26 protein-coding genes and 1 tRNA gene are annotated in these 23,858 nt (G+C 62.5%); 7 read left to right on the plus strand and 20 right to left on the minus strand.

What is annotated here, in order from left to right; translation table 11 throughout:
• Positions 1 to 31 precede the first annotated feature (31 nt).
• The 20 genes from AB0I43_RS04700 to AB0I43_RS04795 all read right to left on the minus strand — a co-directional run bounded on the left by AB0I43_RS04700 (position 32) and on the right by AB0I43_RS04795 (position 19,549).
• Positions 32 to 7,441: a transglycosylase SLT domain-containing protein gene (locus AB0I43_RS04700; protein ID WP_357431265.1), complete on the minus strand. Its 7,410-nt coding sequence runs from the start codon at positions 7,439 to 7,441 to the stop codon at positions 32 to 34.
• Between the two features lie 21 nt (positions 7,442 to 7,462).
• Positions 7,463 to 7,783 (minus strand): hypothetical protein, encoded by a 321-nt coding sequence (locus AB0I43_RS04705; protein ID WP_357431267.1) that lies wholly within the window; start codon positions 7,781 to 7,783, stop codon positions 7,463 to 7,465.
• Between the two features lie 158 nt (positions 7,784 to 7,941).
• Entirely contained in the window at positions 7,942 to 8,319 is a 378-nt protein-coding gene (locus AB0I43_RS04710) for a hypothetical protein (protein ID WP_357431269.1), read from the minus strand.
• Positions 8,320 to 8,659: 340 nt separating this feature from the next.
• On the minus strand, positions 8,660 to 9,337 hold the full coding sequence (locus AB0I43_RS04715) for a hypothetical protein (protein WP_357431271.1): 678 nt from the start codon (positions 9,335 to 9,337) through the stop codon (positions 8,660 to 8,662).
• 22 nt (positions 9,338 to 9,359) lie between these two features.
• On the minus strand, positions 9,360 to 9,722 hold the full coding sequence (locus AB0I43_RS04720) for an endonuclease domain-containing protein (RefSeq protein ID WP_357431273.1): 363 nt from the start codon (positions 9,720 to 9,722) through the stop codon (positions 9,360 to 9,362).
• Positions 9,722 to 10,102: a hypothetical protein gene (locus tag AB0I43_RS04725; protein WP_357431275.1), complete on the minus strand. Its 381-nt coding sequence runs from the start codon at positions 10,100 to 10,102 to the stop codon at positions 9,722 to 9,724. The genes AB0I43_RS04720 and AB0I43_RS04725 overlap by 1 nt, the downstream gene beginning before the upstream one ends.
• Complete coding sequence (locus AB0I43_RS04730) at positions 10,102 to 10,542, minus strand: hypothetical protein (protein ID WP_357431277.1); 441 nt, start codon at positions 10,540 to 10,542, stop codon at positions 10,102 to 10,104. Before AB0I43_RS04730 ends, AB0I43_RS04725 begins: the two co-directional genes overlap by 1 nt.
• Positions 10,539 to 10,874 (minus strand): hypothetical protein, encoded by a 336-nt coding sequence (locus AB0I43_RS04735; RefSeq protein WP_357431279.1) that lies wholly within the window; start codon positions 10,872 to 10,874, stop codon positions 10,539 to 10,541. Before AB0I43_RS04735 ends, AB0I43_RS04730 begins: the two co-directional genes overlap by 4 nt.
• Positions 10,874 to 11,257 carry a hypothetical protein gene (locus AB0I43_RS04740; protein ID WP_357431281.1) on the minus strand — a complete coding sequence of 128 codons (384 nt, stop codon included), beginning with the start codon at positions 11,255 to 11,257 and terminating at the stop codon, positions 10,874 to 10,876. Before AB0I43_RS04740 ends, AB0I43_RS04735 begins: the two co-directional genes overlap by 1 nt.
• Positions 11,257 to 11,481 (minus strand): hypothetical protein, encoded by a 225-nt coding sequence (locus AB0I43_RS04745; protein WP_357431283.1) that lies wholly within the window; start codon positions 11,479 to 11,481, stop codon positions 11,257 to 11,259. The genes AB0I43_RS04740 and AB0I43_RS04745 overlap by 1 nt, the downstream gene beginning before the upstream one ends.
• 64 nt (positions 11,482 to 11,545) lie before the next feature.
• Positions 11,546 to 12,583, minus strand: coding sequence for a major capsid protein (locus AB0I43_RS04750; protein WP_357431285.1), 1,038 nt, complete (start codon positions 12,581 to 12,583; stop codon positions 11,546 to 11,548).
• A 37-nt stretch (positions 12,584 to 12,620) separates the two neighbouring features.
• A complete protein-coding gene (locus AB0I43_RS04755; protein WP_357431287.1) occupies positions 12,621 to 13,025 on the minus strand; it encodes a head decoration protein in 405 nt (134 codons plus the stop codon).
• A gap of 32 nt (positions 13,026 to 13,057) precedes the next feature.
• Positions 13,058 to 13,720 (minus strand): hypothetical protein, encoded by a 663-nt coding sequence (locus tag AB0I43_RS04760; RefSeq protein WP_357431289.1) that lies wholly within the window; start codon positions 13,718 to 13,720, stop codon positions 13,058 to 13,060.
• Positions 13,721 to 13,797: 77 nt separating this feature from the next.
• Complete coding sequence (locus AB0I43_RS04765) at positions 13,798 to 14,730, minus strand: hypothetical protein (RefSeq protein WP_357431291.1); 933 nt, start codon at positions 14,728 to 14,730, stop codon at positions 13,798 to 13,800.
• A complete protein-coding gene (locus tag AB0I43_RS04770) occupies positions 14,730 to 16,250 on the minus strand; it encodes a phage portal protein (protein ID WP_357431293.1) in 1,521 nt (506 codons plus the stop codon). The genes AB0I43_RS04765 and AB0I43_RS04770 overlap by 1 nt, the downstream gene beginning before the upstream one ends.
• A 12-nt stretch (positions 16,251 to 16,262) precedes the next feature.
• Positions 16,263 to 17,966: a hypothetical protein gene (locus AB0I43_RS04775; RefSeq protein ID WP_357431295.1), complete on the minus strand. Its 1,704-nt coding sequence runs from the start codon at positions 17,964 to 17,966 to the stop codon at positions 16,263 to 16,265.
• Positions 17,956 to 18,435 (minus strand): hypothetical protein, encoded by a 480-nt coding sequence (locus AB0I43_RS04780; RefSeq protein ID WP_357431297.1) that lies wholly within the window; start codon positions 18,433 to 18,435, stop codon positions 17,956 to 17,958. The genes AB0I43_RS04775 and AB0I43_RS04780 overlap by 11 nt, the downstream gene beginning before the upstream one ends.
• 155 nt (positions 18,436 to 18,590) lie before the next feature.
• Positions 18,591 to 18,664: transfer RNA gene (locus AB0I43_RS04785), tRNA-Trp, on the minus strand.
• 37 nt (positions 18,665 to 18,701) lie between these two features.
• Positions 18,702 to 18,977, minus strand: coding sequence for a hypothetical protein (locus AB0I43_RS04790; protein WP_357431299.1), 276 nt, complete (start codon positions 18,975 to 18,977; stop codon positions 18,702 to 18,704).
• A gap of 263 nt (positions 18,978 to 19,240) precedes the next feature.
• On the minus strand, positions 19,241 to 19,549 hold the full coding sequence (locus tag AB0I43_RS04795) for an HNH endonuclease signature motif containing protein (protein ID WP_357431301.1): 309 nt from the start codon (positions 19,547 to 19,549) through the stop codon (positions 19,241 to 19,243).
• A gap of 120 nt (positions 19,550 to 19,669) precedes the next feature.
• Here AB0I43_RS04795 and AB0I43_RS04800 point away from each other — a divergent pair, with 120 nt between their 5' ends.
• From AB0I43_RS04800 to AB0I43_RS04830, 7 genes are all read left to right on the plus strand, one after another.
• Complete coding sequence (locus AB0I43_RS04800; RefSeq protein ID WP_357431303.1) at positions 19,670 to 19,888, plus strand: hypothetical protein; 219 nt, start codon at positions 19,670 to 19,672, stop codon at positions 19,886 to 19,888.
• A gap of 55 nt (positions 19,889 to 19,943) precedes the next feature.
• Entirely contained in the window at positions 19,944 to 20,192 is a 249-nt protein-coding gene (locus AB0I43_RS04805) for an XRE family transcriptional regulator (protein WP_357431305.1), read from the plus strand.
• A gap of 975 nt (positions 20,193 to 21,167) precedes the next feature.
• On the plus strand, positions 21,168 to 21,614 hold the full coding sequence (locus tag AB0I43_RS04810) for a hypothetical protein (RefSeq protein WP_357431306.1): 447 nt from the start codon (positions 21,168 to 21,170) through the stop codon (positions 21,612 to 21,614).
• 99 nt (positions 21,615 to 21,713) lie between these two features.
• A complete protein-coding gene (locus AB0I43_RS04815) occupies positions 21,714 to 21,995 on the plus strand; it encodes a hypothetical protein (protein WP_357431308.1) in 282 nt (93 codons plus the stop codon).
• 95 nt (positions 21,996 to 22,090) lie between these two features.
• The gene (locus tag AB0I43_RS04820) at positions 22,091 to 22,507 is read left to right on the plus strand and encodes a hypothetical protein (protein WP_357431310.1); all 417 of its coding nucleotides are present in this window, start codon (positions 22,091 to 22,093) and stop codon (positions 22,505 to 22,507) included.
• 101 nt (positions 22,508 to 22,608) lie between these two features.
• Positions 22,609 to 23,193 (plus strand): hypothetical protein, encoded by a 585-nt coding sequence (locus AB0I43_RS04825; RefSeq protein ID WP_357431312.1) that lies wholly within the window; start codon positions 22,609 to 22,611, stop codon positions 23,191 to 23,193.
• Positions 23,194 to 23,542: 349 nt separating this feature from the next.
• Positions 23,543 to 23,728, plus strand: a complete 186-nt coding sequence (locus AB0I43_RS04830) for a hypothetical protein (RefSeq protein WP_357431314.1) — start codon at positions 23,543 to 23,545, stop codon at positions 23,726 to 23,728.
• Positions 23,729 to 23,858: the final 130 nt, after the last annotated feature.

The raw sequence follows: 23,858 nt of genomic DNA on the forward strand, positions 1-23,858 counted from the left end.
GTTGTCGCTATTCAGTTTTAGGTGTTCTGTACTATCTGCGGATGTAGCCAGCCGCCTGTTGCCGCTGACGCAGCTGTTCTTTCCTCATCGCTTCATCCAGGTTCGATACGTGGTAATGCACGTGCTGCTCAATGACTTTCGCGACCTGGTTACCGCCCTCGCGCAATTGGTTGTGGTTTTGCGCGAGTTTGGTGAGGAACCCGGAATCTCTCAATCCGAGGTCGCTTCTCACGCCGTCCCACTGGGCTTGGAAGAAGTCACCGACGATCGACCCCGCTTTCGGGCCGAAGGTGTTGACGAACTGTTCGGGAGACATCCACTGCTCAGCGGCGGGGGTGCTGGGGCTGGTGGGTCCGTACCGGTCCTCGTCGCTGACGGGGGTATCGGTGTAGTCGTCGGGATTGACCGCGTCCGAGGCAGGAGGGTCGGCGTTGTCGATCGGAAGCGGTTCGGGCTCGGTGTCGCCTGACTCCGGGGCGTCGCCTTGGGCCTGCCTGACCTTGGCGATGAGCTTGCGCAGCACGTCCTGAACCTGGGGAATCACCTCGGCGGCGGCCTGGAGCAATCCCGTGGTGTCGGCACCATCGAGGTCCGGGACGGTGAGCTGCGCGGTCTTGGCCAACGCCTTGATCAGTTCCGCGAACTTGGTCATCTGCTCGTTGGTCAGCACGAGCTCGGGTTTGCCGCTGGTGTTGTAGCCGATGCCGCCGTGCGGGAGGATGCCGCCTTGGTCGTAACCCTTGCCTTGGAACGCTGCCGCCAGCGACCCGTATTTGGGGTCGCGTAGCGCGTAGTTGATGGCGGCCCTGATGTTGCTTTCGGGGTCCCAGATGTCCTCGTAGCCCGCATCTTTGTACGCCTGGAACGTGGGATCGATGACCTGCATCAGCCCCTTGGACGGTATCCCGCGCTTGGCGTTGGAGTCCCAGAGGTTGATCGCGCGCGGGTTGCCGCCGGATTCGCTTTGCATCTGCATAAGGACGCGGTCGGTCTCGCTGAGGTTCTGGCCCTTCTCCTTCAGGATCTTCTCGACCAGGCCCCGCCACTGCTGGACGCCACCGCTGAGGTTCCACGCTCCAGGTAGTGCGCCTGCTAGGGGCGAGTTCTGCACCGATTGGATTGCGGCGTCGATGATTCGCCCGCCGAACGCTTCAGGCAATGCGCCGCCGAGCAGCGAGGTTCCCCAGTCGGGGAAGGTGCCGCGCAGGTCCATCAGCGGGTTGACCAACAGGTCTTGGATCTGGTCCTGCAGCCCGGACAGATAGGTTCCGCTTCCGGCGGCCATGGAGATCATCCGGCCGTCGCTGAGGATCTTGCCGAGGTTTGCCCAGTGAAGATGGTCGCGATGGCCGTCGTTGGTTTTCTGGTCGTAGGCCAGCGGTCGGCCGTTCTTGAGGTTCTGCCAGCCTTGCAACGGCCAGTGGATCAGCTCCGTACTTTGCGGGTATCTGCCGTAGATCCAGCGCGCGATTTCAGCCATGGGGCCGCCGAGATCGATTGCGCGGCCTTGCATGTGGTAGTCGTAGCCGGAGCCGACCGGCGCGAAGCGTTTGGCGCTGGTGAGCACGGCCTTGGGGAACGCTGCGCGTACCGCGTCCCATAGCGACTGCTGGACCGGTTCGAGGGGGTCGCGGGTGCCGACGATGCCGCCGGTGGCGTAACGCTGCAGGGTGTCTTGGTAGCGGCGCACTCCCCCGATGCCGCCGGAGCGGGCAGCGCGGTTGGCGGCGTGGACGTAGCCGGGCCCGACTGCTTGGACCCATTCTGGACGCATGATCGCCTCACCAGGGCCGACCATGATCGTGCGGTCGTCGTGGCCTGGCCGGTAGCCGGGGATGAGGCCACCGCTGGAGTAGCCCTCGATGGTGGGGACGGTGATGGTCCATTCCGGCAGGTCGGGCATGACCTGCCGGAGAGCGTTCCACGCATCCCGTAGCCCTTTGTTGATCACGTTTTCGAGGACCCATTTGATGGGCTCGGCCAGCGCGCGTTTGACGCCGGACCAGTGCAGCCAGATCGCGCCGACGCCGGTTTTGAAGTTGTTGGTCAAGCCTTCGAGAGCGGTACTGAGCTTGGGGAACATGTCCAACGTGATGTCGGCTATGTCCAAACCCATTGCCGGGCGAAGCTTTTGGAAGCTGACCAGTGCGCCTTCGGCGATCTGCTGGGTGAAGGTGATGTTCAGTCCGGCAGCCGCGATGCCGAGTTCGGTGAGCGCGGGTTCGGCGAGTTTGCGAGCGTCGACGATCGCTGAGGCCATCGCTGCGGTCTTGTCCGCAATCCCAGTGAGCGCTGGCGCGATCTGCTTGTCGTACGCCCCTGAGACCGTGTCGGCGAAGGCGCTGAAATTCGTCGCGCTGGATGTGAAGTCCGGTGCGGCGGCAGGGGCGACTTCGGCGGGCGTATCGGTGCCGGGCGCGGGTGTCGGTGCTGGTGCGGCGGCATCTGGTGCGGGCGTCGTCGACGGGGCCGGTGTGGTGGCCGGGTCGGTCGTTGCCGGTGGCGTGTTTGGTTGCGGGCCCGGCGTAGTGGGCGTGGCGGTGCCTGGCGCGGTGCGTTGGTTGCGGCTGCTGACGATTCCGCCCAGGTATCCCGGTGCGACGCCGAGAGCGCGGTTGTAGGCGGCCAGCTCCGTGATCAGGTTGCTGTACTCGATAGGGCTGGGGTTCTTCGCGAGCGCGCGCAGGGTTTGAGCGCGGAAGTCGATCATTTGATCGCGCGACATCGCCGCGATCTTGGGTGCGCTCTTGTCCAGGCTGGGGACGCGGTCGGTGAGCACTTCGGTGGGGGTGGAAGGCTTGTCGAGCGTTGCGCGTTGATTCGCGGTGAACCCGGTGTTGTACGGGTCGGCGTTGTCGCCGAACCAGGCAGGGTCGGTGGTGGCGAGCTTGGCGGCGTGCTCGGCGAGGTCGTTCAGTTTGGCCTTCGCTGGTTCGGTATCCAGATCGACCTTGAGCGGGTCCGCCAGCGCTTCAGGGATCAACCTGAACGAGGCCAGCAGGTCATCGATCTTCTGCTTGGGAACGTCGGCGTCGACAAGCATCTGCCGAAGGCGGTCCTGTAGACCCTGCATGGCTTCGATGCGTGCTGCGTGAGCTTCAGCTTCGGACTTGCCAGCGTCGCGGGCCGAAACGTAGGCGGCCGAACCGACTTCGGCGAAGCTGGTGGACAGTTGTTTGAGGCTGTCGCGCAGCTGGCGGCCGGAGTTGTCTAGGGTATCGATTTCGCCGTTGGCCTTGATCAGGCTGGCCAGCCACATGGGTTCGCCGTTGTCGCCGACCAGATTTCCGCTGAGGAGTTCGCTGATGCTGTCCAAGGCGGCGTTGGCGGACTGCTCGGCGTCTTCGAGGATCGTGGCGTCGCGACGCTGAGCCTCGAATGCTGCTGTCAGTTTGTCGACAGCGTCCGCTGCGCCGGTGGAGTTCTTGCGGATGCTGTCGTAGGCGCTGGCCATCCGGCTGGCATCGCGCACGGAGTCGTTGAACTCCGCGCGCAGGTATTTCAGCGTCGGCAAGAGGCTTTCACCTTCGGTGCCGGTCGCTCGGACCTTGGCGACCAATGCATCGAACTGAGCGTTGGTGCCCACCAGGGCGTCGCTGATGTCGGTGACTGGAAGGCGTAGCCGTTCAAGGGATGTCAGCGCGTTCTTGCCGTACTCGACGCCGCCCGCGTTGTAGTCCCAGTCGGTCCCCTTCAGTCCTGCGCTGTTGAAGGTGAGGCCAGCGCCGAGCGCCGACATCAGCACACCAAAGGTACTGACCTCGTTGTTCTTGAGCTGTTCGAAGCCCTTCTGGAATTCCCGGAACCTGTTGGCCATTTTGGCGCGCACGTTTTCGTCGGCGATGCCGTCCGCCTCGTTCAAGGCGTTGGTGAGGTCGCGACGGAAATCCGGGACGCTGGTGGCCCAGCCCTGGAACACATCTTTGGTGGACTGGATCTTGGACGCCACGTCAGAGGCTTTCGAGCCCAGAAGGCCAACCGTGAGGATGACGCCAGCGATGATGCCGCTCCAGCGGCCCAGGCCCCCGCCTATCGCAGACACCGTGTTCTGGACGCGGCTTAGCGCACCGCTGCGGGTGGCCATCCCGTTGACTCGGTTGTTGAACACATCCACATTCCGGGAGGCTGCGAAGAAGCCGCCGGAGATGGCGGTGACAATGCCGGAGACCGCGTTGAACGCTTTGATCGCCAGAACGCCGGTGACCAGCCACTCCAGTGCCGGAATCAACTCCGAGACAGCAGCGAACATGCTCGCCAGTAATCCGACCAAGTTCAGGATCGGGCCACCGACGTTTTGGAAGGCCGGAATCACGTCGCGGGCAATGACTTTCACGACGTCGGCGAGAATCGGGTAGAGGTCGTTCCATGCGTCGCGAGCGCCGTCGAAGAACGCGCGCAGCGAGTTCTGGCCCGAAGCCGAATCCAGCTTCTGGTGGAACTCGGTGACACGGCGTTCCAGACCGTCAAGCATCGAGTCGCCCTGGCTGCTCGTTGCGCGGAAGACCGCCTGGAGGACTCCGAAGGATTCCTTGATCACTCGGCCGAGCTGTTTGGACTTCTCGATGCCGGAGTCGATCATCATGGCCAGCTCGCCGCTGGCCCGCATTTTGCCGATCTTGTCGTCGAACTTCTCGATCACCTCGGTTACGCCGCCGAGGATTTGAGGCAAGAACGCCGATCCTGTCGTCGACAGATTCAGCAGTGACTGTGTCAGTGGCGCGAACGCATCACCTGCCAGCACGGCGGCGCGGCTGGTGTTGGTGAAGAAGGCTTCGAGGTTGGTTTGCGCGAGGTCGGTCGTCAGGTATCTCACGGCGCTGCGAAGCCCCGTGTTGATGCCGGTGGCGATCCCGGTCAGCCCGTCCTTGAGTGTGGGGAGTTGCTTGTCCCCGAGCAGTTGGACTTCGTCACCGAGACCGTCGAAAAGGCTGTCTTGCACCTGAGTTCGTAGCGCGCGCCATGAATCGCCCATCGCGCGAAGGTCTTCCACGAATTCCCGGGCGCGGGGCGAGAGGTTCTTCAGTGCTTCCTGGTACTTGCGTTCCCAGCTCGATGCATTCTCGGTCGCGGCGGCGAACGCTTCCTGCTGCGCCTCCAGCGCTTCGGTGATGCCGCGCTGAGCATCGGCGTTGGCTTCAGCGGTATCGCGCAGTGTGCGTTGCAGGTCGCGCTGCGCTTCGGCCTGAGCTTCGATGGCGTCAGTGACTGACCGCTTGGCGTTGACGACACCTTCGTCGCCTTCGATGCCCGCTCGGTTTGTCTCGGTGGCCTCTTCTCGCAATTGCTTGTTGCGGCGGCGGACGGCTTCGTAATCCTCGTCAGCGGCGGTGACGGCGAGCTGCAGTTCGGCGATGTCGAGGCCGTCCGCGTCGCCGGAGGAGAAGGCTTCGGCGAGGTTTTGCCGGGCTCGCAGGGTCGCGAGATACGCCTGTTTCTCCGAGGTGGCGCTACCACGTAGGGCGTCGTTGACGTCGCGAATGCGTAGCGCGGCGGCTTTGCGGGCGTCGTTCAGGCTCTTCTGCGCGTCCAGGGCGGTGCGCTGTGCGCGTTCTAGGCTGCGTTCGGCCGAGGCGACTGATTCTTGCCCCTGCACGGCCGTTCGCGAGGCCGACCGGTAGGCGTCCTCCACCGAGCGCTGGGCTTGCTGTACTCGTTTGGCGGCTGACTCACGGGCCTTGGTGTCAGCCTCGGAGTTCTTGGTCAGTTGGCTGGCGGCTTTGAACGCCGCGACGACGCCGCTACTGCCGACCACGATGGCGGCGATACCTGCAGCTGCGCCGGTGGCGAGGGCGGGCAGTACTGCCAAGGCCGACCCCGCCTGCAACAGCGAACCGACCAGCGGCACCAGATTCACCGCGCCGAGAGCGGCCAGCGCGAATCCGGTACCGGCGGCGACCTGACTTGTCGCGGTGAGCAGTCGGCCGGTCAGCAACAGTTTCTCGGTGAAGTTGCTCAGAGCCTTGGTGGTGCCTTGATCGATGCCCTCGAACATGCGGCGGGCAATCGGTAGGTTCACTCGGCGGTCGAGGGTGCCTTCGTCGCGCTGGAATGCTTTGCGGGAGTAGTCGCGGCGCAGCATGGCCGAGGAGTAGTCCTCGGCGGTGCTGACGCGGCGGGCACGCAACGCTGCGACTGTCCGTTCGGCGCGCGCGGTTTCCTCGGCTGTGGCAGCGGAGTTGCGCTGCAGCTCGGCATGGTGGGCTTCCGCCGCGTTGACTGCGTTGGTCGCGGCCTCGTAGGCGACGCGGGTCTTTGTGACGGCGCGTTCTGCGTTGTCCAAGCGCTCGGCGGACCGGGCGGCGTTGCGGATGGCGCGCCGATCGTCTTCGAGTGCCGACCCCAACGGCCGGTCTCTGAGGATGCTTTGGGCCTTCTCACGGATGCGATCCGAGGAGGACGCTGGGCGCGCGAAGATGCGGCGGATCTCGGTGCCGTCAGGATCAGGATCTGGGCTGGATTTCTGGAACGCTTTGCGGGCGGCGCGGTATCGAGCTGCTGACTGCTGCGGCTTCTGCCGCAGGGAGGTTTCGGTGGCGGCGGCCGCGTTGTATCGGGCTTCGGTTTCGCGCAGCAGTCGTTGCAGTCGGGTGAGTAGCTGGCGACCCGAGCGGCCGGGAAGCGCGCCGACCGTACCTTCGTTCTCGCTGTAGGCCAGTGCTTCCTGCAGCTGCTGGACCAGGCGCGCGCGCTCGGAGCGGCGCATGTTCCGTCCGCCGCCAGCAGTGCGGTTCTTGACCGCTTTGAGGTCGTCGCCCAGCGCACTCTTGTACGCGTCGCGGAGTTGCCGTTCCAGCTCGGTGCCGCGCGCGGCTTTGACCGCGCCTTGTAGCAATCGTTCCAGTTCCGGTGTGTTGCCGGAGACCGCATCGGCGCGGAACCGCAACCGTTTGACCTGACGATAACGGCGCTGTGCATCGCCGGTGAGCGCGGCCGCTTGCCCGGCGGCGGCGTTGTCGTGATCGACTTGGCGGGCTGCCGACTGCATCGCCTCGGCCAGTCGCTTTTGGGTGTCGTTGAGGCGCGGGTAGCGTGCCAATTCTTTGAGGACCAGGCCCTCACGTCTGCCGTATCGCTTAGCGGCGCGTGCTTGTCCCTCAGCTTGGCCTCGTGCGACCTGTTCGCCAGCCGTGCGCCCGGCTCGGCGGGCTGCGTTGTTGTCGACCGTGGGGGTGACGGTGCTTGCACGGTTGAAGCCTTCGCGGATCTGCTTCTCTGCCCGCTTCTGGGCGACTTCGTCGACGTAGGCTTCGACCTTGACGCGCTTGTTGTCGGGCAGACTTTCGATTTCCGCGCGGGCCTCGGCGGTGTCGACCTCGAGGCGGATGTGAGCGACGACGCCAGCGACGGCCGCTTGAGCGATGGCCTCGAACTTCTGCTTGAGGCCGGTGCCGTCGGGAGCCATCGCGATCTTCGCGGTGCCCGCGCTATATCGTGATGGCATTTCCGATCCTCTATTCGGTTGTCAGAACCCCAGTTCCGCCAGGGTGGCGTCAACTTCTTGCTTCTCGCGTCGGGCTCGTTCTCGGTCTACGGCGGATACTGGACGCGGGAGAGGCCGGACTTTGGGGGGCTTCTTGCCCTTCGGCAGGTTCACCGCGATCACCGTGGAGGTGAGCTGCTGGACGTAGTCGCACAGCAGCATCAGCAGGTAGGTTTCTTGGCTGTATCCGGCTGACGAGGTCACCCGAGGCAAAGACGGCTCGTCTTCGGATGCCTCTGCTAAACCTGCTGTCTCCCTCAGTGTTTCGAGGTCGACGATGCGGCGGGCAAGGTCTTCGTCCATGTCCTGGGCGGCTCTATATCGCGACCCGTGTGGGAGGTTGGACAGGAAGCGATACAGCTTGGGCCACCCGTAGTGTCCGCGCACGAAGTCCACTAGATCGATCTGCCAGTACTGGTGGAGGTCCCATTCGATGGACTCGCAGTGCTCTTGGAGCAGTACTACGAGTCCTGCTCTCCCCCCGGCAGTTCAGCGGCGCTCTCGTCCGGCGCGGCATCGAAGTGGGCGTTGATGTCTTCGACCAGCGCCATCGTCACTTCGACCGGCTCATCGCGGATCTCGTCCCAAACCAATGGGAAGGCGTCGCGACCGACCAGCGCCTGAATCAGCGATTCGAGGTCACGGACCGCGACGGTGCCTGCGCTGTCGAGCAGCGTTACCAGCGCCAGCGAGCGTTCCAGGGAATCGGGTGCGGAAATCAACACCGGCGGGTCGACGGCATCGAAAACGTAGGGTTCAGCGGGCTTGTAGTTCTTTTTGGCCTCGGCCTTGAGTTTGGCCCAGCGGCTGATCTTTGGCGCGGTCTTCTTCGCAGCCATAGGTTACTCCCCGATATTCAGTTGTTTGTCAGTGCTACTTGGGATCTCGCGCTACCGGGCGCGATTCGACGACAGCCTTACCGGTCTTACCCGCACCGTCATTTCCGGTTTCGGCGGGGACTCGCGCTGTCTGAGGTTCAGTCTTCCGCACATACCCGGCGCATACAAGATTATTGAGTTCCACTGCGTTGTAGCAGAGGTATTCGCGACCGTCCGGCGCGGTGAGAGTGACAGGGAACGGCGACATCGGTTTCTCCTGGAGGTTATCCCCGGCAGTTCGAGAGGGCCGCTCTGGTGCAGGCCGGGGAGGAACCTGCACCAGAGCGGAGTTCGAGGTCGATTACGGGGTCGCTGCCTCGAAACCGGCGTCGGCGGCGAGGGCCTTCCAACCGGGACCGCCGAAGATGTATCGCATGCTGTATCCGGCGACGTCGTCGACGAACGCGCGGCCGGTGATCGGGTATTCGATCGCCGATTCCTGGTTGAGCTGCTGCTCACCGACTTCGGTCACGCTGAACTTGGGGCATTCGCGGATCATGTAGATGCGGTTCGCGCCCGCGCCGTCGACGGAGAGAAACACCGCGCGCCGATAGGTGATGGAGGGTTCCACCGGATCGGCGTAGGCGGTCTCACCGGTGGTGGCGTCGTACTTCACGTTCGACAGGTCAGCGTTCGACCACAGTTCCAGGTTCAGCTTGTGGGTTTCCAAACCGGTCCAGGCGATCGTGGTCTTTCGGGAGATCATGTCCATACGAGCCGACTCCAGAAGGCCCCAGGCTTCTACTTCGGAGGTTTCAACCTCCGGTGTGAAAGTGGGCGCGTTCTCTTTCGAGACGTGGCCGATGCTCATGAAACCGGCCGTCTTCAGGTCGGTCAGATCCGAAGTCGCACCGATGAAATACTTTGTCGGCAACACCGTTGCGTAGGGGGCAAGCAGAACCGCTCCGGCCAAAGGCTTCCGGATCAGTTTCTGCTTGAGATCACGAATGGTTGAAAAATCCGCCATAGCAGGCTCCAAATATTCAGTTGTTATTCAGTTGTCAGAACGCGTCTTGCGCCCCGATATACTCTGCGGCTCGCGCCATCACCACCGAGTTGTCACCAAACAGCCCCAGCGCGGTGTTGCAGTTGCCGCACAGCAGCGCCCGAACTCGCATCGGTTCTCGATGCGAGTGGTCGACAACCAAGGGCCCCTTAGCGGGAGGCTGAATACAGATGCGACACCTTCCGCCTTGAGCCGACACGAGGCTGTTGTAGTCAGACCGGCTGATTCCGTAGCGGCGCAACAGTTTTCGATCTGCGGCACAACTTCGACACTGGCGCTCCAACCCGCCAGCCTTTGTCGCGTTGCGGTGGAACTCGCTGGCCGCCTTTAGTTCTCGGCATCGTGTGCAGCGAATCATTAGGGCTGCTCTCGGAAGCTGAGGAAGAAGCTGGCATCGACGAAGCGGTTGTCCTCGGTCAGGTCGGGGACCTGGGTAGTGCCGATCGCTTCCTCGGCAGCGTCGATGAGAACGCCTTCGACCTCGGTGCCGCCCGAGTTCAGCAGGCGCTTGCGGACCTGCCCGGCGGCGGCCCAGGCTTTGGGGCGGGTGTCGTCGATGACCACGACCGACATCAACGCCTTGTCGGTGACTCCCTCGGCGTCGACGCCACCCCCGATGCGATTGACGGCGATGATCGGGAACAGCGACGGCCACTGCTCACCATCGGGCAAACCCGTGCATGTGTAGCCGAGGTCGGCCAGCAAGTTCAGGCAGACCAGTTCGGCATCGGGGAACATCAATGGCCCTCGATCCATGCCACAATCGCGCGCGGGTCGCGACGGTTGTCGCCACCGAAGGTGTGCGCGCCTTGCGTGCGAGCGGGGAAAGAGCCGGGTGTCACACGCCGTTTGGCTTTGGGCCGAGGGTGACCCTTCGCTGCGGTTTGGGCCTTGCCGAACTCGACGGCGGCAGAGTAGTTCGTGACTGCTTCCACGATCGCGACCCACCGGTCCGGCTTGGCACCGAGGTTGCCGCTGCCGAGCTGAGTCGTAACGCGGACGTGGGAGGCCATGCGGCCGGTGACCCTAGGCGCGCGACCTGCGTAGAGGGCTTGGGCCTGGTAGCCGATCCGGCGCATGGTGTTGCGCATCTTCGGACCGACCATGATTTCGGCGATGGCGGGGTTTTGCCAACCGTCGCCGTCTCGGTGACCGGCGTAGTCGAAGCTTGAACTCATCCGCTCACTCGCTTCGCGTTCACCACGACGCCGGGGGCCCAGCCGGTCATCGGGGATTTCCAGGGTGCGGGTTTGCCGACGACTGAGTAGAGCTGCCCGTCTGGCAGTTCTACTTGGTCGGAGGCCAGGATGTCGGCCCCGCGCGGGCAGTAGAGAACGACGTCGCTGACGATGTTGGCGCGAAACTGTGCTTCACCGGCGGCGTTGTCGGCACTCGTTGCAGCCCAGTCGATTCCGACGCCAGCGATGGTGTGATGGGCGTCGTAGGACTGGTCGCCGAACTTGTCCCGGGCGGGCCGACGCAGAACGGTGATCGTGTCTCCGAATCCCATCACGACACCCACCGGCCCGCCTTGACGCCGATCATTCCGAAACGGCGTCGACGCGGGGCGAAGACTGCAAGCTCGGCGTCAGTGAAAAAGACCGCAGCTGCGGCATTTTCACCAAGTGCGTATGAGACTCGGAACGGTCCCACGGTCTGCTCGCGCGCGCCGGTCGGGTTGCGCATGACACGTAGGACGGCATCGACGACCAACCGGCGCGCATTGGCGGTCATGACCGGCGATACCAGTACGGACGCGGCGAGGCTAGGAACCTTGGCTTTCAGGAGCGCTTCAGCGTCGGCGATGCGGGCCTCGATCCATGGCGTCTGGTCGGGAGCCAGTTCGCCTTCGAAGCGTGCCGTGACGTCGGCGACGGTCGCGTAATCGCCCACTAGCCAGAGGCTTTCGCGGTCGCCTTGCGGGGCGCGCGCTTGGCGGTTTCCGGCTCGTCGGCGAGACTGTCGGGCTTGTCGAGAACGGTGGCGGGCGGGATCTCCCACACATCGGGATTGGTGATCGCCGATGCGGCCCAAGCCGGGATCTCGCTTCCAGGACCGAACTCGTGGTTCTCACCGGTGTGGTCCTGGACGTGGACATAGGTATTCAGTTGTGGCATTGCGTTTTCCCCATTTGTGCCGGGTGTCCGCGTCGACGCGGTCACCCGGCTGCTCGACCAGTGATCAGAAGACGTCGGCGACCATCAGCGCTTCCGGCCGTTCGAGAACGGGCAGCAGCAAGCTGTCGACGACGGTGGTTTCCCGGTACGGCGGGCCATCCTTGATGACGACGCCAGTCAGGCCGGGCGCATCGGCGAAGCTCAAGTCGGTCTGGGCGGCCGAGACCAGCTCCAGGGCGGTGGCAGTGATCCCCCAAGCGACGTAGGCGAACGGCGAGCTCGCGGGCGGCAGGAAGATCACGCGATCCTCCGGGATCACTCGGGTATCGACGCCCTGCACGTTGATCACCGTGTCGTACACAGCCGCGATCGGAGGCAGGTTGAAATCCTCCAACACGCTGTTCACGATCGTTCGCGACACGATCTGCGGAGTGCCCGCGACCGAGTTCGCATAGGCCCGGAACTCAGCGTTCCTCTGCAACAGTCCGGCGATCTTGCGGGAGATGATCATGCCCGAAGGCGGGGCACCGACGTCCTTGGTGTACTTCTCGACCCAGGTGGTCAGGTCGGTCACGACCGGCGCGGTCGCGACTGTGGTCCAAGGCGTTGCGGCCGCCACAAAGTGATCGGCAGGCACCTGATAGTCCGCGGTGAGGCTGACCCCGTTCTCGTTCAGGGTGATCTTGCCGGTCGTCAAGAGCTCGCCACGAGCGACCTCGACACGGTTGCGGATCGCCCGCACCCCGGACTCGAGATCGTTGTAGATGGCGTTGGTGATCGCACCCGTGTTGCCGCCGTCCTGGCGGGCCTTCTCCAGCTGCAAACGCTCCAACTCGCCCTTGTTGCCCTGCACGCTCATCGGCAGCAGATCAACTTCGCGAGTGGTGAACGAATCTCGTTCCAGCTGAGGGATATTGCCATCAAACGAACGAAAGACGGCAGTGCGATTCACCCGCGTCACATTCGCGAGCCGCACTGTCTGCTCTTCGACGAGCTTGTCCGGAACAAACTGGGCCAGAACATGATCCGCTGGCGTGGGGACCTGCCGCACAAACCACGTTGCATCATCGGGCGTTACCGGCCCGTCAAAAATCAGAGGCATGGAAATCCTTATTCAATTGTGTTGTTCGCGCGGCGGATCAGAAGAACTTGAACCAGCCAGCCAAATCGGTCTTCGCAGCCGCGTCCAGGCCATGCCCGGAAGGAAGCTTGTTCTCCTGAATCAGGCCGACGCCAACCCACAGAGGCGCGGATTCCTTGCCGGTCGTATCGGTGGGCGTAAATGCGTCCCAAAGGAAACCAGCCGCGACTTCACGGCCATCAGTGGCAGTGTTGTCATAAGGGCCGTACAAACCGCTTGCGGTGATCTTGCCCAGCACAATGCCGGATGGCAGGTACCCCTTCGGGTAATGGGTTGCGGGCGTAAACTTCGACATGTCCAGAGTGACCGAGGCACGGCCCCTCTGCTCGGACTGATCGGCGTAAACCCAAACCCGCGAATCGCCGTACCGGATACCGGTCTGGCGCACAGCGATATTGCTCATTACAAACCCCTCCAGGGGAAACTAGAAGAAATTCACGGCGTCTGCTCGGAACCGAACCGTCGCGCAGCCTCGGCGCGCCCACCCTCACCGCGCTTGCTCTTGACCTGCGAGGTGCTGCCCTGACCGAAGTTCGGACGCTGCGCATTGGCCACACCAGACGGCTTGTCGCCGTACATGTCGGTGAGGTGCTTGACCACCTTGTCTCCGTCGACATGGCCGTCCGAGTCGAGGAAGGCGGTCGCGTTGACCGTGTCGAGCCAGCCGTCGAGTTTGGCTCCGGCCAACACGATCGAGGCGTAACCCCGCATCTCGGCGGCCCGCAGCTGCGGAAGTAGCTCGTCGCGGGCGGCGGCTGCCGCCTCGGCCTTCGCCGCTTCCAGCGCTTCGGAATGAGCGCGCTGTTCGTCGGTCAGCTGTGCGCTTTCCAGTTCACTGATTCGGTCGCGCAGCTTCTGCGCATCCTCGGCAGTGACGGAGTCCTTGAGAGCCTTGGCGTTGGCCTCATGCTTACGGCTCTGGTGCTTCCAATACGCCACCAGCTGCTCAGTGCTCATCTCGGCCAGCGGAGTGTCCTCCGGGAAGCCGTGGCGGCCGACCTTCGGCGTGGGGCTGGTGTCCGGATCTGGCACCGGCGGCGTTTCGATGTCGGCGGGCTCGCCTGTCTTGGCATCGGGGCGCGAGGACGGTTCGTTCATATTCAGTTGTTCCCTGTCGGGGTGGGGTGTTGGCCGCCCTGGCGGGCCGCCTGGAATGGACTCAGGGTTGTGAGTCCCTATGGGAGTGCGTTCAATTCGCGAGCGAAGGCGTCCAGGTCCACAGGTTTCTGACGCTGTGTCGCGAGTTCACGGGGCACTGTTTCGCGGCGGGCCGGAACCAGGACTGCTTGCAGTTCGCCGTGGTTGTCGACTTTGTAGCGTGTCCGCTTCAGTTGCTCGCGGCCAGTTCCACCAGCGTCACCGTAGAGTCGTTTCAGATCCTCGCGGTTCAGCTCGTCCCCGGGGTCGTTATCGGCCGTGACTGGCAGAGTTTCGCAACAACAGTGATCGTGGATAGGCTTCAATTCCTCTACGGTGTAGAGGCGATCAGAGGCCGCGATGCACAACCCGCACGAACCGGACTTCGACTCTTCAGGATGGATGACTCGTCGCCATCCGATTACAGCGACACCTTGCCGGGTCGCTTCCTTGAGAATCAAATGTTCGGCTTCTCGTTCTGCAAGAGCCAAATTGGTTCCTGCAATGATTTTCGCACGCTGAATCGTGGCTTCAAGAGCTTTCGCAGGATCAGTTCCTGTCGACACTGCTGCTCTGTACTGGCGAGCCGGTCGGTTGAACGGTTCGGTTGTCGAAAGCCGCTGCGACTCAATGCCTCCAGAGAGAACCACCGTCGGCTTAGCGAACTGCGATGCGGCTTCTTCGGAGAAGAACCGCACTTCCGGCGGCACCTCGGGAAAGAAGTCCTCCAGCTCTAAGCCGAGCTCTCGGAAGTACACGAGCTGAGCCGCCGTTGCCAGCGACACCATTGCGCCCTGGGCGGCCACCGACAGTTCAGCGGCGGCCGCCGCGAACTCCCCCACCGCCTCGCCGTCCCAGGGATCGGTTCGACGCCAACGCGCTTCGATCCGGGCAGAGGTCGACGCGATGATCGCGTCGCGTCGCGCCGCGCGCGAGAGGATCACTCTGCGCAACACCGCCGACACCGTCATCAGGCCGCCGCCGGTTCAGTCGGCGCGTCGTCCTGAGCCTGCGCACGCGCAACGCTGTCACCACCGGCTGGGGCGACAAATCCGCCGAACCCAGCGTCCAGCGACATCGATTCCTGAATCAGCTCTGCTTCGTTGAGTTTCGCCTCTTCAGGGCTCATCTCCAAGATGTTGACCAACTGGCGCTTCCTGGAAAGCACTCCTCGAGTCTTCGCGATCGCGTCGGCGCGGGCCTGCAGGCTGGACCTGTCGACCTTGGCCCACAGCAGACGCACACCCCGCGTCCGGGCTTCCTGGGCGGCCAACGCGAAGGCGATCTGCCACACCAGTTTCCATGGACTCGTCTGCCGCGCCTGGCGGTCAGTAATCTTGTCCACCAATGCTTCTCGCATGAGGCTTGCACCTTCTGCGGTTTGATTCGCCGCATCCGGGGTGATGATATGCAGCGGCGTCCTGGTCGCGGCGGCGAACTCCTTGACATCATCTCTGATCGCGGTAATCAATGGGGTCAGGTCAGCTTGCTCAGACTCCCAAAAATCTACGCCTTCCGGCACAAGCCATAGTGCGCCCGGATCGGCCTGAAAGAGGTCGACCAGCTCATCATCAGAGACGGTTCGAATGAAGTTCTCGGAATCGTCTTCCTGACTGAAATCCTCAGCGCCATCAAGGTTTCCACGTACCGCGCGTTGCCGGAAACTTTGGTACCACCCGACGACAATGCGCTGAAAAACCCCGTCCATAATTCTGTCCAACAGATCGATGTGCGGTTCGAACTCTCCCATGCTCAGCTTGTTCTCGAACCGCACAGCAGGAATTCCCCCGAGCAGTTCCAAGCCAACCGTCGATTCGGTAGCGACCAACTCCCACTCGTCGAGTTTGAAACTTGTCGAATACTGCCCAACCTCGCGCCGCCACGTGTGCCGGACGCCAGGAACGAACAGCACCGCCACCTGCTGATCAGCCAGGTCATCGGTGAAGAACTTCACGAACGCGGTGAGCTTGCGCGGGTTGAGGGGATCACGTTGTCCCACTGCGTTTCTCGGGTCCTCGGCGAGCATCAGTGGAAATTCGTCAGCACTGTCGGGCGCGGGCGGCACAATCGACACGTACGCTTCGCCGAGGACGAATAGATAGGTTTGCAGATCACGTTGCAGCGCTGCGAAACCCGACTCGTCTGCGATCTGCCGACCGAGGTCGTCGCCGTCTACGTCCTTATCTGCTTCGGTCGTGACACCCTGCAGGATACTGCGATCGGTCATGACATCGACGCTCATCGTCGCGTAGTTTGATCGCGCTTTTCGCATAACCTCTTTGAAGGTCGGCTTGTATTTATCCGACACAGTCGGCAACGGTGGGTCGCCGATGTAGTAGGACCACAACAAGCTCAACCGCTCCCGCCTGGTTTTGGGGGTATTCGCGGTGACCGCTCGCCGTTCGGGGAGTTCTTCGTCGAACTTTTTCATGAGATGTTCGAACCATTGCTCGGGTGTCCAATCGGACCCGGCGGTTGCCTCTTCTGCCATATTCAGTTGTCTCTAACGCAGTCTGGCCGCGACACGACGTTTGCGCGGCAATCCGATCCCCTTCGCGACAGCATCAAGTCGGCACTGCCATGCGAGCACCGATGCGACCGCCGCATCGATCTTGTTGGGGCTGTCTGGGTGTTCTTTCGCGATCTGGACACCTTTGGTGGTGATGCGGCGGCGAGCGTTCAGAACGTGGGCGGTCAAGGTGGCGTCGCCGGTATGGCGCAGCTGCTGGTCGAGCACGGCGTTTTCGAACTCTTCAAGAGCCTTCACGCTCTTGAGGGCTCGTTCACCGGTCATCCACCACTCGATCGGATGGGGGCCTGTCGACTTCACCTGCAGGCCGGGGCCGTAGCGGGCCTCCCAGCCAGCGACCACCGATTCCCAGCGGGCGGGGTCGGCGTAGAAGCCGACAACTCGGTACTCGGCGAATGCCTGCCTGACTGCTGCGTGGACGTCGTGTTCGGGAACCTCCCACCCCTCGGCGAACACCCCCGGCGGCTGCTCCCACACCTTGAGTGGAAAGACCACACCATCGGAGACGCGGCACCCGATCAACGCAGACGCATCGGTCACGCCGCGCCGTCGACGACGGCTGCCGTCGAACCCGAGAACGATCACGTCGCGCGGCCGAATGGGCGGGAATTCCAGAACTTCGGGGCCGCATGCGTCCCACTCGTATTTGGCTAGCCACGCGTTCTCAGCCGAGGTCGCACAGTTGAACCAGTAGCGGAACGAGGAGACGACATCGTTGCGAGGGTCGGCGATTGCTTCGATCAGGCCGTCGATGTCGTTCCATTCGGCGGCGTCGCCGTATGCGTCGATCAGCGCCGCCCGGACTTTGGCTTCGTCGTCGAGCTCGTCCGGGCGAATGTCGCCCCATCGGTGGTCGAACAGCTGTCGGGGATGTTTGCGGAGCTTGCCCGCTACGGCGTCCTTGACCAGCTCGTAGGTTTGCTCGGCGACAGAGTCTTCGCCGGGGGCATACATCGTCGAGGTTTCCAAGGCGAAGGTCTGCGCGGACTTGCGGCGCTTGCGTAGGTTCCTGGTCAAGGTCTTGTAGACCTGGCGCAGTTCGGGCCGGTTGTAGAGGTGAGTTTCGTCGAACAGGACAACGGTTTCCTTGCCGCCATCCTTGGACGCCGAAGACGCCGAGATCGGCAGAATGCGGCCGCCGCCTGGGATGAGGATGCGCGTCAAACCGGCGTCGTCGCGGCGGCGCATCGCCACTGCGAGCGGACCTTCTGTGCAGTTGAGCAGGATGGTGTCGTAGACCAGTCCCGCTTGCCCTTCTTCGGTTGCTACGCAGCGGATCTCGGGGTTCTTGAGCGTTTGGCCCATCGGCTCGCCGGGTGCATAGACGTACTCAAAGCCAGCCCCCCAGGGGTCGCGATAGATCTCGCCGCCCTCGGCCCAGCCAGCGAAGCGGCACGGACCCAGTCCTTCGAAAAGACCTACGAACGAAGCGATTTCGCTCTTCGCGCAGCCTTTGCTGCGGCTTAGGAAGGCGTGGTCGTAGAGTCGGCGGCCAGTCTCGTCCTGGGCGTAGAGGTCGACCAAGAATGCGCAGTACTCGTCGATGATCGGCGCGCACGGGTCGCCGCCGACATCGCCAGGTCCATGCACGGCAAAGAACTCCAGCCAGGCAACACACAGCCATCCCAGAGATCGGTCCCGGTCATGCTCCGGATGGTGGACTACGTCATGAGGCACGCGCCCGACCTGTCAGCCGAGCACGCCGCTCCTGAGCGAAAGACACCACAGTGTCGTCGACGGCTTCGGGAGCCTCCGGGTCGTCATCCTCATCGGAGACGATCTTGATTCGGGCCTTCGTGAGGTCGTCTTCGGTCAATCGGAGCGCGACACCCCACGCCGAGATGAGCGCCTTCAATCCTTCGCTGGACCCTGTGCTCAGGTAGCGGCTAGCGGCTGGCAGCGACATGTGCAGCTCAAGCCAGGTGCCAGCGCCCCACAAGCGTGCTTGAGGCAGCTGCGCCAATTCGGTATAGAGCATCCGAGCCGCGTCACTGCACGTCACCCACTCCGGGATGGGCGGAATCGCACCATCGAAGGGTTCATCGGGTAGTTCCGTCCAGCCGTCACCACCGATATAAGGGTCGCTGTTGGTGCGGGCCCGTTGATCGGGGTTCTTGGGCGGCGGACCTGGTCGTCGTCCAGCCATATTCAGTTGTCTCCCTGCCGGGGCTTCGTCTTGGTGGTCTCGCCTGACGGCGTCGCCGGTAGTGCTTGCCGCGCGTGCACTGCGCGGCTGATAGCGAAAGTGCGTTGTTTTCATCCGGATTCAGACACTCGGACTGGCAGGCGCACCCCTGCCCGTGGCCAGGACGGGGAGAATCGAACTCCCGCAGGCGGTTTTGGAGACCGCTGCTCTACCACTGAGCTACGTCCCATAGGTTGGGCCGCCAACCGGCGGCCCAACTCCGGCGACTAGGCCGCCGGAAGATCCTCGATCTCGCCATCGGTCGCGTCGGCGTGCTCACGCAGGTTGCCAACCAGCGCGTCCAGGCGCGAGAAGTCGATGGGCTCAGCCGGAGGGTTGGCCTTCAAGTTCTTGACCTCGTCGTGAATCTTCACGACGGTGTTTCGGATCGCAGCAATGGCGTCGGCGACGCTGTCGATCTTTTCCTGATTACTCATGAGCAATGCCCTTATCTCTGCGAGCTGATCGGCCATCGTGAGAACGGCCGCAATGACAATCCACACGGCGTGACCTCTTTCGTGGATTTCTCCCCGGTTCCTCCGCGAGGATTCGAACCTCGAACCCGCCACCGGAAGACGGGGTCCACCATTTGGACGCACGACGGAGGATGAGCCGAAGCGCAACCGAGGCGATCACACCACCGGCGCGCATCGAGCTAAATGACAAGAGTCTTATGCCGAGTAGGTACCGACGAGCTCGATAATGACCGGCAGAGCCCAGGTCGCGAACTTGATCAGAGTGATGGCAAATGTGACGAACGGATCAATCATCTGTATCCCGGGTGCTTTCTCTTATGGTCACGATGAATCAGCGCGCGGCGGTTGACCTTCCACGCCGCACGAGACTCCCCATGGGTTTTCCGTTTGTGACACGGCAGGCACACCGCCTGCAGGTTGTCCATCGAGTCCAGGCCACCCGACTTGCGGTTAGCCCGATGATCGACGTCCGAGGCGACCAAAACACAACCAGGAAGACGCAATTGGCATTCTCGGCGGTCGCGGGCGAGAACTAGCGGACGATTACGCCGAAGCTCAGGCGAATCGTTCTGACCTTCGTTCGACCACGCCACAGCCACGCCCCAGAATCACAAAACTATTGCCCTACACCATGATCCCAAGGCGAAGCGTGCCAGGCCAGATGATCAACCATTCGTATCGGGCCGACGATGTCAGTCCGGGCGCGTAACCTCATTGCCATGGAAGCCGTGCCACTACCGCAGGCGCTGATCGACGTCTACCGACAGCCCATCTTCTATAGAGGGGCGACCCACCTGAGCACCATTGCCTGCCCGGCATGCGATCAGACGGCCGACTTCGAGAATGACGGGGCCGGACATCTTCGAGTGCGCGAGCACAACTGGCCTGGCACCGAAGCCGCTTGCCCGACTTCCGGTGTCCCGGTCGTCGACGCCTAGATCCTCAACTTGGACCACTTGCCAGATTATAGGAACTACACCTATGCTCTCTGGCATGGCCCCACGCCCTCCGCACCGCATCGAACTCGACCTGCGTCGCCAGGTCGCCTCCGTGATCCAGGACGAGATTGCCGCGCGCGAGCTCACCCAGGCACAGGTGCGCGAGATCCTGAACATTGCCCAGCCGGACGTCTCTTACCTGAAGAACGGCAAGGTTGAGCGGTTCAGTCTGAGCCAACTGATCGCCCACGCGGAGAAGCTTGGGATCACGCTCAGTCTGTCGATGACCTCCAGCCGGGCGTAGCCGCTTCCCCCTGAGCGAAGATCCTCGGAACCCGTATGCGCACCTAGCCACAGAGCGGTGCGGGGGCGAGTCGCCCCCGGGGGAGGGGTCCCCGGCCCCCTCGAATTAGCTGGTGAGCTGCGGTAAATGCCTGCCGAGTTGCTGGCCGCGCGACACGCCGATAGCCATTGACTTAGCACTGCTCGCAATGTAATTCACGCTGGCTCGCTGGCTCGCTGGCTCGCTGGCTCGCTGGCTCGCTGGCTCGCTGGCTCGCTGGCTCGCTGGCTCGCTGGCTCGCTGGCTCGCTGGCTCGCTGAGAAACATCCTCTGACCTGCGCCTTAAAGAAAGTGCTTGCCAAAATATAGGTGTCATGCCTATATTTGGAGCACGCCGCCCGGCAGGGGCAGCGGGCAAGGGTTCTGAGGCTCAGCCTCCCCGGTACCGCGTGGCGGAAGTCCCGAATCATCGGGCATTCGACGCAAGGCCAGCGTTTCGACGCGAGGCAACGCGTTTTGTGAGCCTGCGCATTGGCATGAATATGCGCTAACGAGGTGCTAGCGGGATATCACTCGCTGCACGTGGGGCCGCCGCATAGGGGCAACCACGTCACGGCCGGACGGTGTGATAAGCAGCCGATTAGACCGGGAGCGGTCTATTAGTCCTAAAAGACAATAGCGTGTTCTGTAGTGGATACTTCCGCGCAGCGTGTCCAAGCCCCTGAGTATTGGGGTTGCGGCGGATTGACAACAGAGACTAGTGAGCAGCCACCTAGGGACAGGTGTGCTGGTAGACGCCCCGAACGGGGGTCACGGTCCTTTGGAGACGGCTACAGCGGCGTTTACTCACGTCGATATCTATATCTACCGGGTCGCGGTAGGTCCCTTCTGGATAAGTTGCTTCTGCTGCATATCCATTGGCTGGGTTCGATTCCCAGGCGATCCACCAATCTGAATTGAATTGCATTCTACGAATGCGTACCACAGGAGAAGTCTATGAAAAATAAGGACGTCTACACACATCCTCGGACAGGTGCGCACGTGGTCATAGCCGCGTTTACCTACCTCGACGACAATGGCGAAAAGGTCCGTGTGAGCAATATCCGGGTAGATAGCCCCCTCAACGTCGGCGTTCGCAAGGGCCTGCGGAAGCTCGGTTACAAGCGTGTCTTGGAAGTCACGAGCTACCGGTATCTGACGAATCGGGAAGTCACGCAGACAACCGTTCTGCGGACCGAGCGCGCGGTTGCGGACTATGCGCAGGAGTCTCTGCGCAAGCGGAACCCGAACACTGTTTCCGGTGCTGACTTCGCATCCAGCGCTGTCAGTGCGCGGCGGTACAGCCGGGCAAAGCAGCGGCAGATGAGTCTGACACCTGGCCAGATGACAAAGGGACAGGTGGATGCGATGGCGCGAGCTGCGATCCGTTCCGGGCTGGCATAGCCGAGTAAATGGTTCGAATTGGTAGGTGAGCCAGCGTCTTTGGCGCTGGCTCACTGGTTGATTCGAGCGAATCGACTGTTCTGATGGAGGTTGGCAGATATGGCGACACGTGTATCGCGCAAGGCGGCGGAATCGGTATTGGAGAAGATCAAGACTCACTTTTCCGAACAGGGCTGGGATTGGTTTGAGAATGGCCCGAACCTGCGGGGGCATGATCATGAGGAGTTGCGCCCGGGGTCGTGGTCCATCGACTGGGAGGACGGGCCCGATGAGTGGGCCTACACGGTGTCGTGCCTCGCTGGCGAGACGCCTGGATTTGTGTCGAAGACAGTCCTTTTGCAACCGATCAATCTGTGTGTCCTTGGCGTGCATCCTGTGTAACTGAGCGAGTCGGTTGGTGGCCCAGCATCTTTCGAGGTGCTGGGCCACTTGTCGATTCGATGGAGATCGACTGTATGGCAGAAAGGTAGAGAGTCGTGGGGCTCTTGGATGACATGGTGAGCGGCTATGTGGATGCACAGCTGTGGACTCATCATGACGAGTTTCGACCGTCGTGCGATTGCCATCAGGGGAATCCGCAGGACGCTTGTCATTACTCGATGTTGGACGAACGATTCGACGCGTCGGATCTGGATTCGTCGTACGTTTCGGCGTTGCGAGAAGAGTTTTCGGAATTGCTGCAAGTTCATCCGTTAGCGGTCCGCATGTGGGTTTCCCGGTATGGCGCAACGGATTTCGGTCACAACTACCTGTTGAACCGAGAACGGGTCGGCGCTGGCTTCTGGGATCGAGGCGCGGGCGAGCTCGGTGACTATCTCGCGGACATCGCTCGTCACGCGGGTTCGGCGTCTCACCTCTGGGACAACGGGTCCGGGGTGTTGGTCGCGGCGTGAGGGCAGCTATTCGGCACGTGAGCCACTCCGCTCCTTGGATCGGGGTGGCTCACCTGTCGGCTAGGTGGTCGGCGGTTAGTTCTCAAGTGAAGGAGATAGGTATGACTGCGGCGTTGGAGGATGTCCGGCCGAAGGTGATGCTTCGGAAGGCGACCGACACCGGTATGCGAGTGCGTGGCATCTCGTTGCACGGGGAGCCTGTTCGCGGGACGGTAATCATGGCCGATGCCGAATCGGTGGCGGTGATCCCGCTGGGTTCGGCGCACCGCGCAGTGGTGAAGTTCCTCGATCCAGGTTCGGTTCGGTTGGACGAAACCACCGTGGAGACTCCTCGGACGATTGCGCAGCCGTGGGTGATGAGGGCTCTGCGTAGGTATGAGGCCGAGGTCGGCCGCTTGGTGACGTGGCGCGATCAGATGGCGGAGGACGCCCGGGAGTTCGCGGACGAGAACAAGCTGTGTGAAGAGTTCGACAACTTCATGGAGAAATGGGGTATGGAGGGCCGCGAGCGCGACTACTCGGCCACGGTCAGTATCGAGTTCACGGTAACTCTGGAGGGCAGCGCGCGATCCACGGACAAGTTCCGGGACTCGATCACACAGGAGAGGGTCGAACAGGAGGTTTCGAGCTACCTCCGCAGCTACTTCGACCGCTCCGATTGGGAGATCGACGACATCGAATCCTGAATTCGACTTCACCGGTTGCGCGTTCACCGCAAAGGGCGGGTGCTGATATCTGGCACTCGCCCTTTGCTGTGTCGTGCGCCGGTGACGGTTGTCGAGGGTGTGCATCTGTTGCGCACCTTGGACTGCCGTGTTCGGACAAAGGAAAGGGAAACGGTATGGCAGGTGTGGTGTGCGTGGAAGGCGAGATGTATCAAGTACTCAGTAGAAGGCGTATGGCGACGTCGACGCGGGCTTGCTATGGGCAGTCGCGGTTCACGTTGCGTCGGGTGTCGGATAACTCGACGTGGGTGACGTTCGGTCGGCGAGTTCCGGCGAATGCCGAGCTTCTGAAGCTGGGAGCGTGTTCGGCGTGAACGACGTCGTTGTGGTGAATGGCGAGCGATACCAGGAAGTCTCGCGGAGGTCGACATCGGATTCCGGTGCGAAGTTCTACGGGCGGTTCGTGTTCACGTTGAAGAAGCTGAACGACGGTTCTCTGTGGACGGCGTACGGCAAACGTGTTTCGCATAATTCCCGGCTGACGCCGGTTTCATAGCGAACGAATTGGTGGGTCTATACAGGGCGCAAACCTTGCGGGGTTTGTGCCCTGAGTTGTCCATACCAACTGAGTGAATGGAGTAGCAGATGGGCAAACGTGGCCGTGGATACGGTCCGGGTTCGGTGCG

The sequence above is a fragment of the Nocardia sp. NPDC050435 genome (genome assembly GCF_040655395.1).
Classification (GTDB): Bacteria; Actinomycetota; Actinomycetes; order Mycobacteriales; family Mycobacteriaceae; genus Nocardia.

Excerpts from the sequence above, each read along its gene's own strand:
- AB0I43_RS04700 (WP_357431265.1), bottom strand. The coding sequence starts at position 7,441 with ATGCCATCACGATATAGCGCGGGCACCGCGAAGATCGCGATGGCTCCC.
- AB0I43_RS04705 (WP_357431267.1), bottom strand. The coding sequence starts at position 7,783 with ATGGACGAAGACCTTGCCCGCCGCATCGTCGACCTCGAAACACTGAGG.
- AB0I43_RS04710 (WP_357431269.1), bottom strand. The coding sequence starts at position 8,319 with ATGGCTGCGAAGAAGACCGCGCCAAAGATCAGCCGCTGGGCCAAACTC.
- AB0I43_RS04720 (WP_357431273.1), bottom strand. The coding sequence starts at position 9,722 with ATGATTCGCTGCACACGATGCCGAGAACTAAAGGCGGCCAGCGAGTTC.
- AB0I43_RS04725 (WP_357431275.1), bottom strand. The coding sequence starts at position 10,102 with ATGTTCCCCGATGCCGAACTGGTCTGCCTGAACTTGCTGGCCGACCTC.
- AB0I43_RS04730 (WP_357431277.1), bottom strand. The coding sequence starts at position 10,542 with ATGAGTTCAAGCTTCGACTACGCCGGTCACCGAGACGGCGACGGTTGG.
- AB0I43_RS04735 (WP_357431279.1), bottom strand. The coding sequence starts at position 10,874 with ATGGGATTCGGAGACACGATCACCGTTCTGCGTCGGCCCGCCCGGGAC.
- AB0I43_RS04745 (WP_357431283.1), bottom strand. The coding sequence starts at position 11,481 with ATGCCACAACTGAATACCTATGTCCACGTCCAGGACCACACCGGTGAG.
- AB0I43_RS04750 (WP_357431285.1), bottom strand. The coding sequence starts at position 12,583 with ATGCCTCTGATTTTTGACGGGCCGGTAACGCCCGATGATGCAACGTGG.
- AB0I43_RS04755 (WP_357431287.1), bottom strand. The coding sequence starts at position 13,025 with ATGAGCAATATCGCTGTGCGCCAGACCGGTATCCGGTACGGCGATTCG.
- AB0I43_RS04760 (WP_357431289.1), bottom strand. The coding sequence starts at position 13,720 with ATGAACGAACCGTCCTCGCGCCCCGATGCCAAGACAGGCGAGCCCGCC.
- AB0I43_RS04765 (WP_357431291.1), bottom strand. The coding sequence starts at position 14,730 with ATGACGGTGTCGGCGGTGTTGCGCAGAGTGATCCTCTCGCGCGCGGCG.
- AB0I43_RS04770 (WP_357431293.1), bottom strand. The coding sequence starts at position 16,250 with ATGGCAGAAGAGGCAACCGCCGGGTCCGATTGGACACCCGAGCAATGG.
- AB0I43_RS04780 (WP_357431297.1), bottom strand. The coding sequence starts at position 18,435 with ATGGCTGGACGACGACCAGGTCCGCCGCCCAAGAACCCCGATCAACGG.
- AB0I43_RS04800 (WP_357431303.1), top strand. The coding sequence starts at position 19,670 with ATGGAAGCCGTGCCACTACCGCAGGCGCTGATCGACGTCTACCGACAG.
- AB0I43_RS04805 (WP_357431305.1), top strand. The coding sequence starts at position 19,944 with ATGGCCCCACGCCCTCCGCACCGCATCGAACTCGACCTGCGTCGCCAG.
- AB0I43_RS04810 (WP_357431306.1), top strand. The coding sequence starts at position 21,168 with ATGAAAAATAAGGACGTCTACACACATCCTCGGACAGGTGCGCACGTG.
- AB0I43_RS04815 (WP_357431308.1), top strand. The coding sequence starts at position 21,714 with ATGGCGACACGTGTATCGCGCAAGGCGGCGGAATCGGTATTGGAGAAG.
- AB0I43_RS04825 (WP_357431312.1), top strand. The coding sequence starts at position 22,609 with ATGACTGCGGCGTTGGAGGATGTCCGGCCGAAGGTGATGCTTCGGAAG.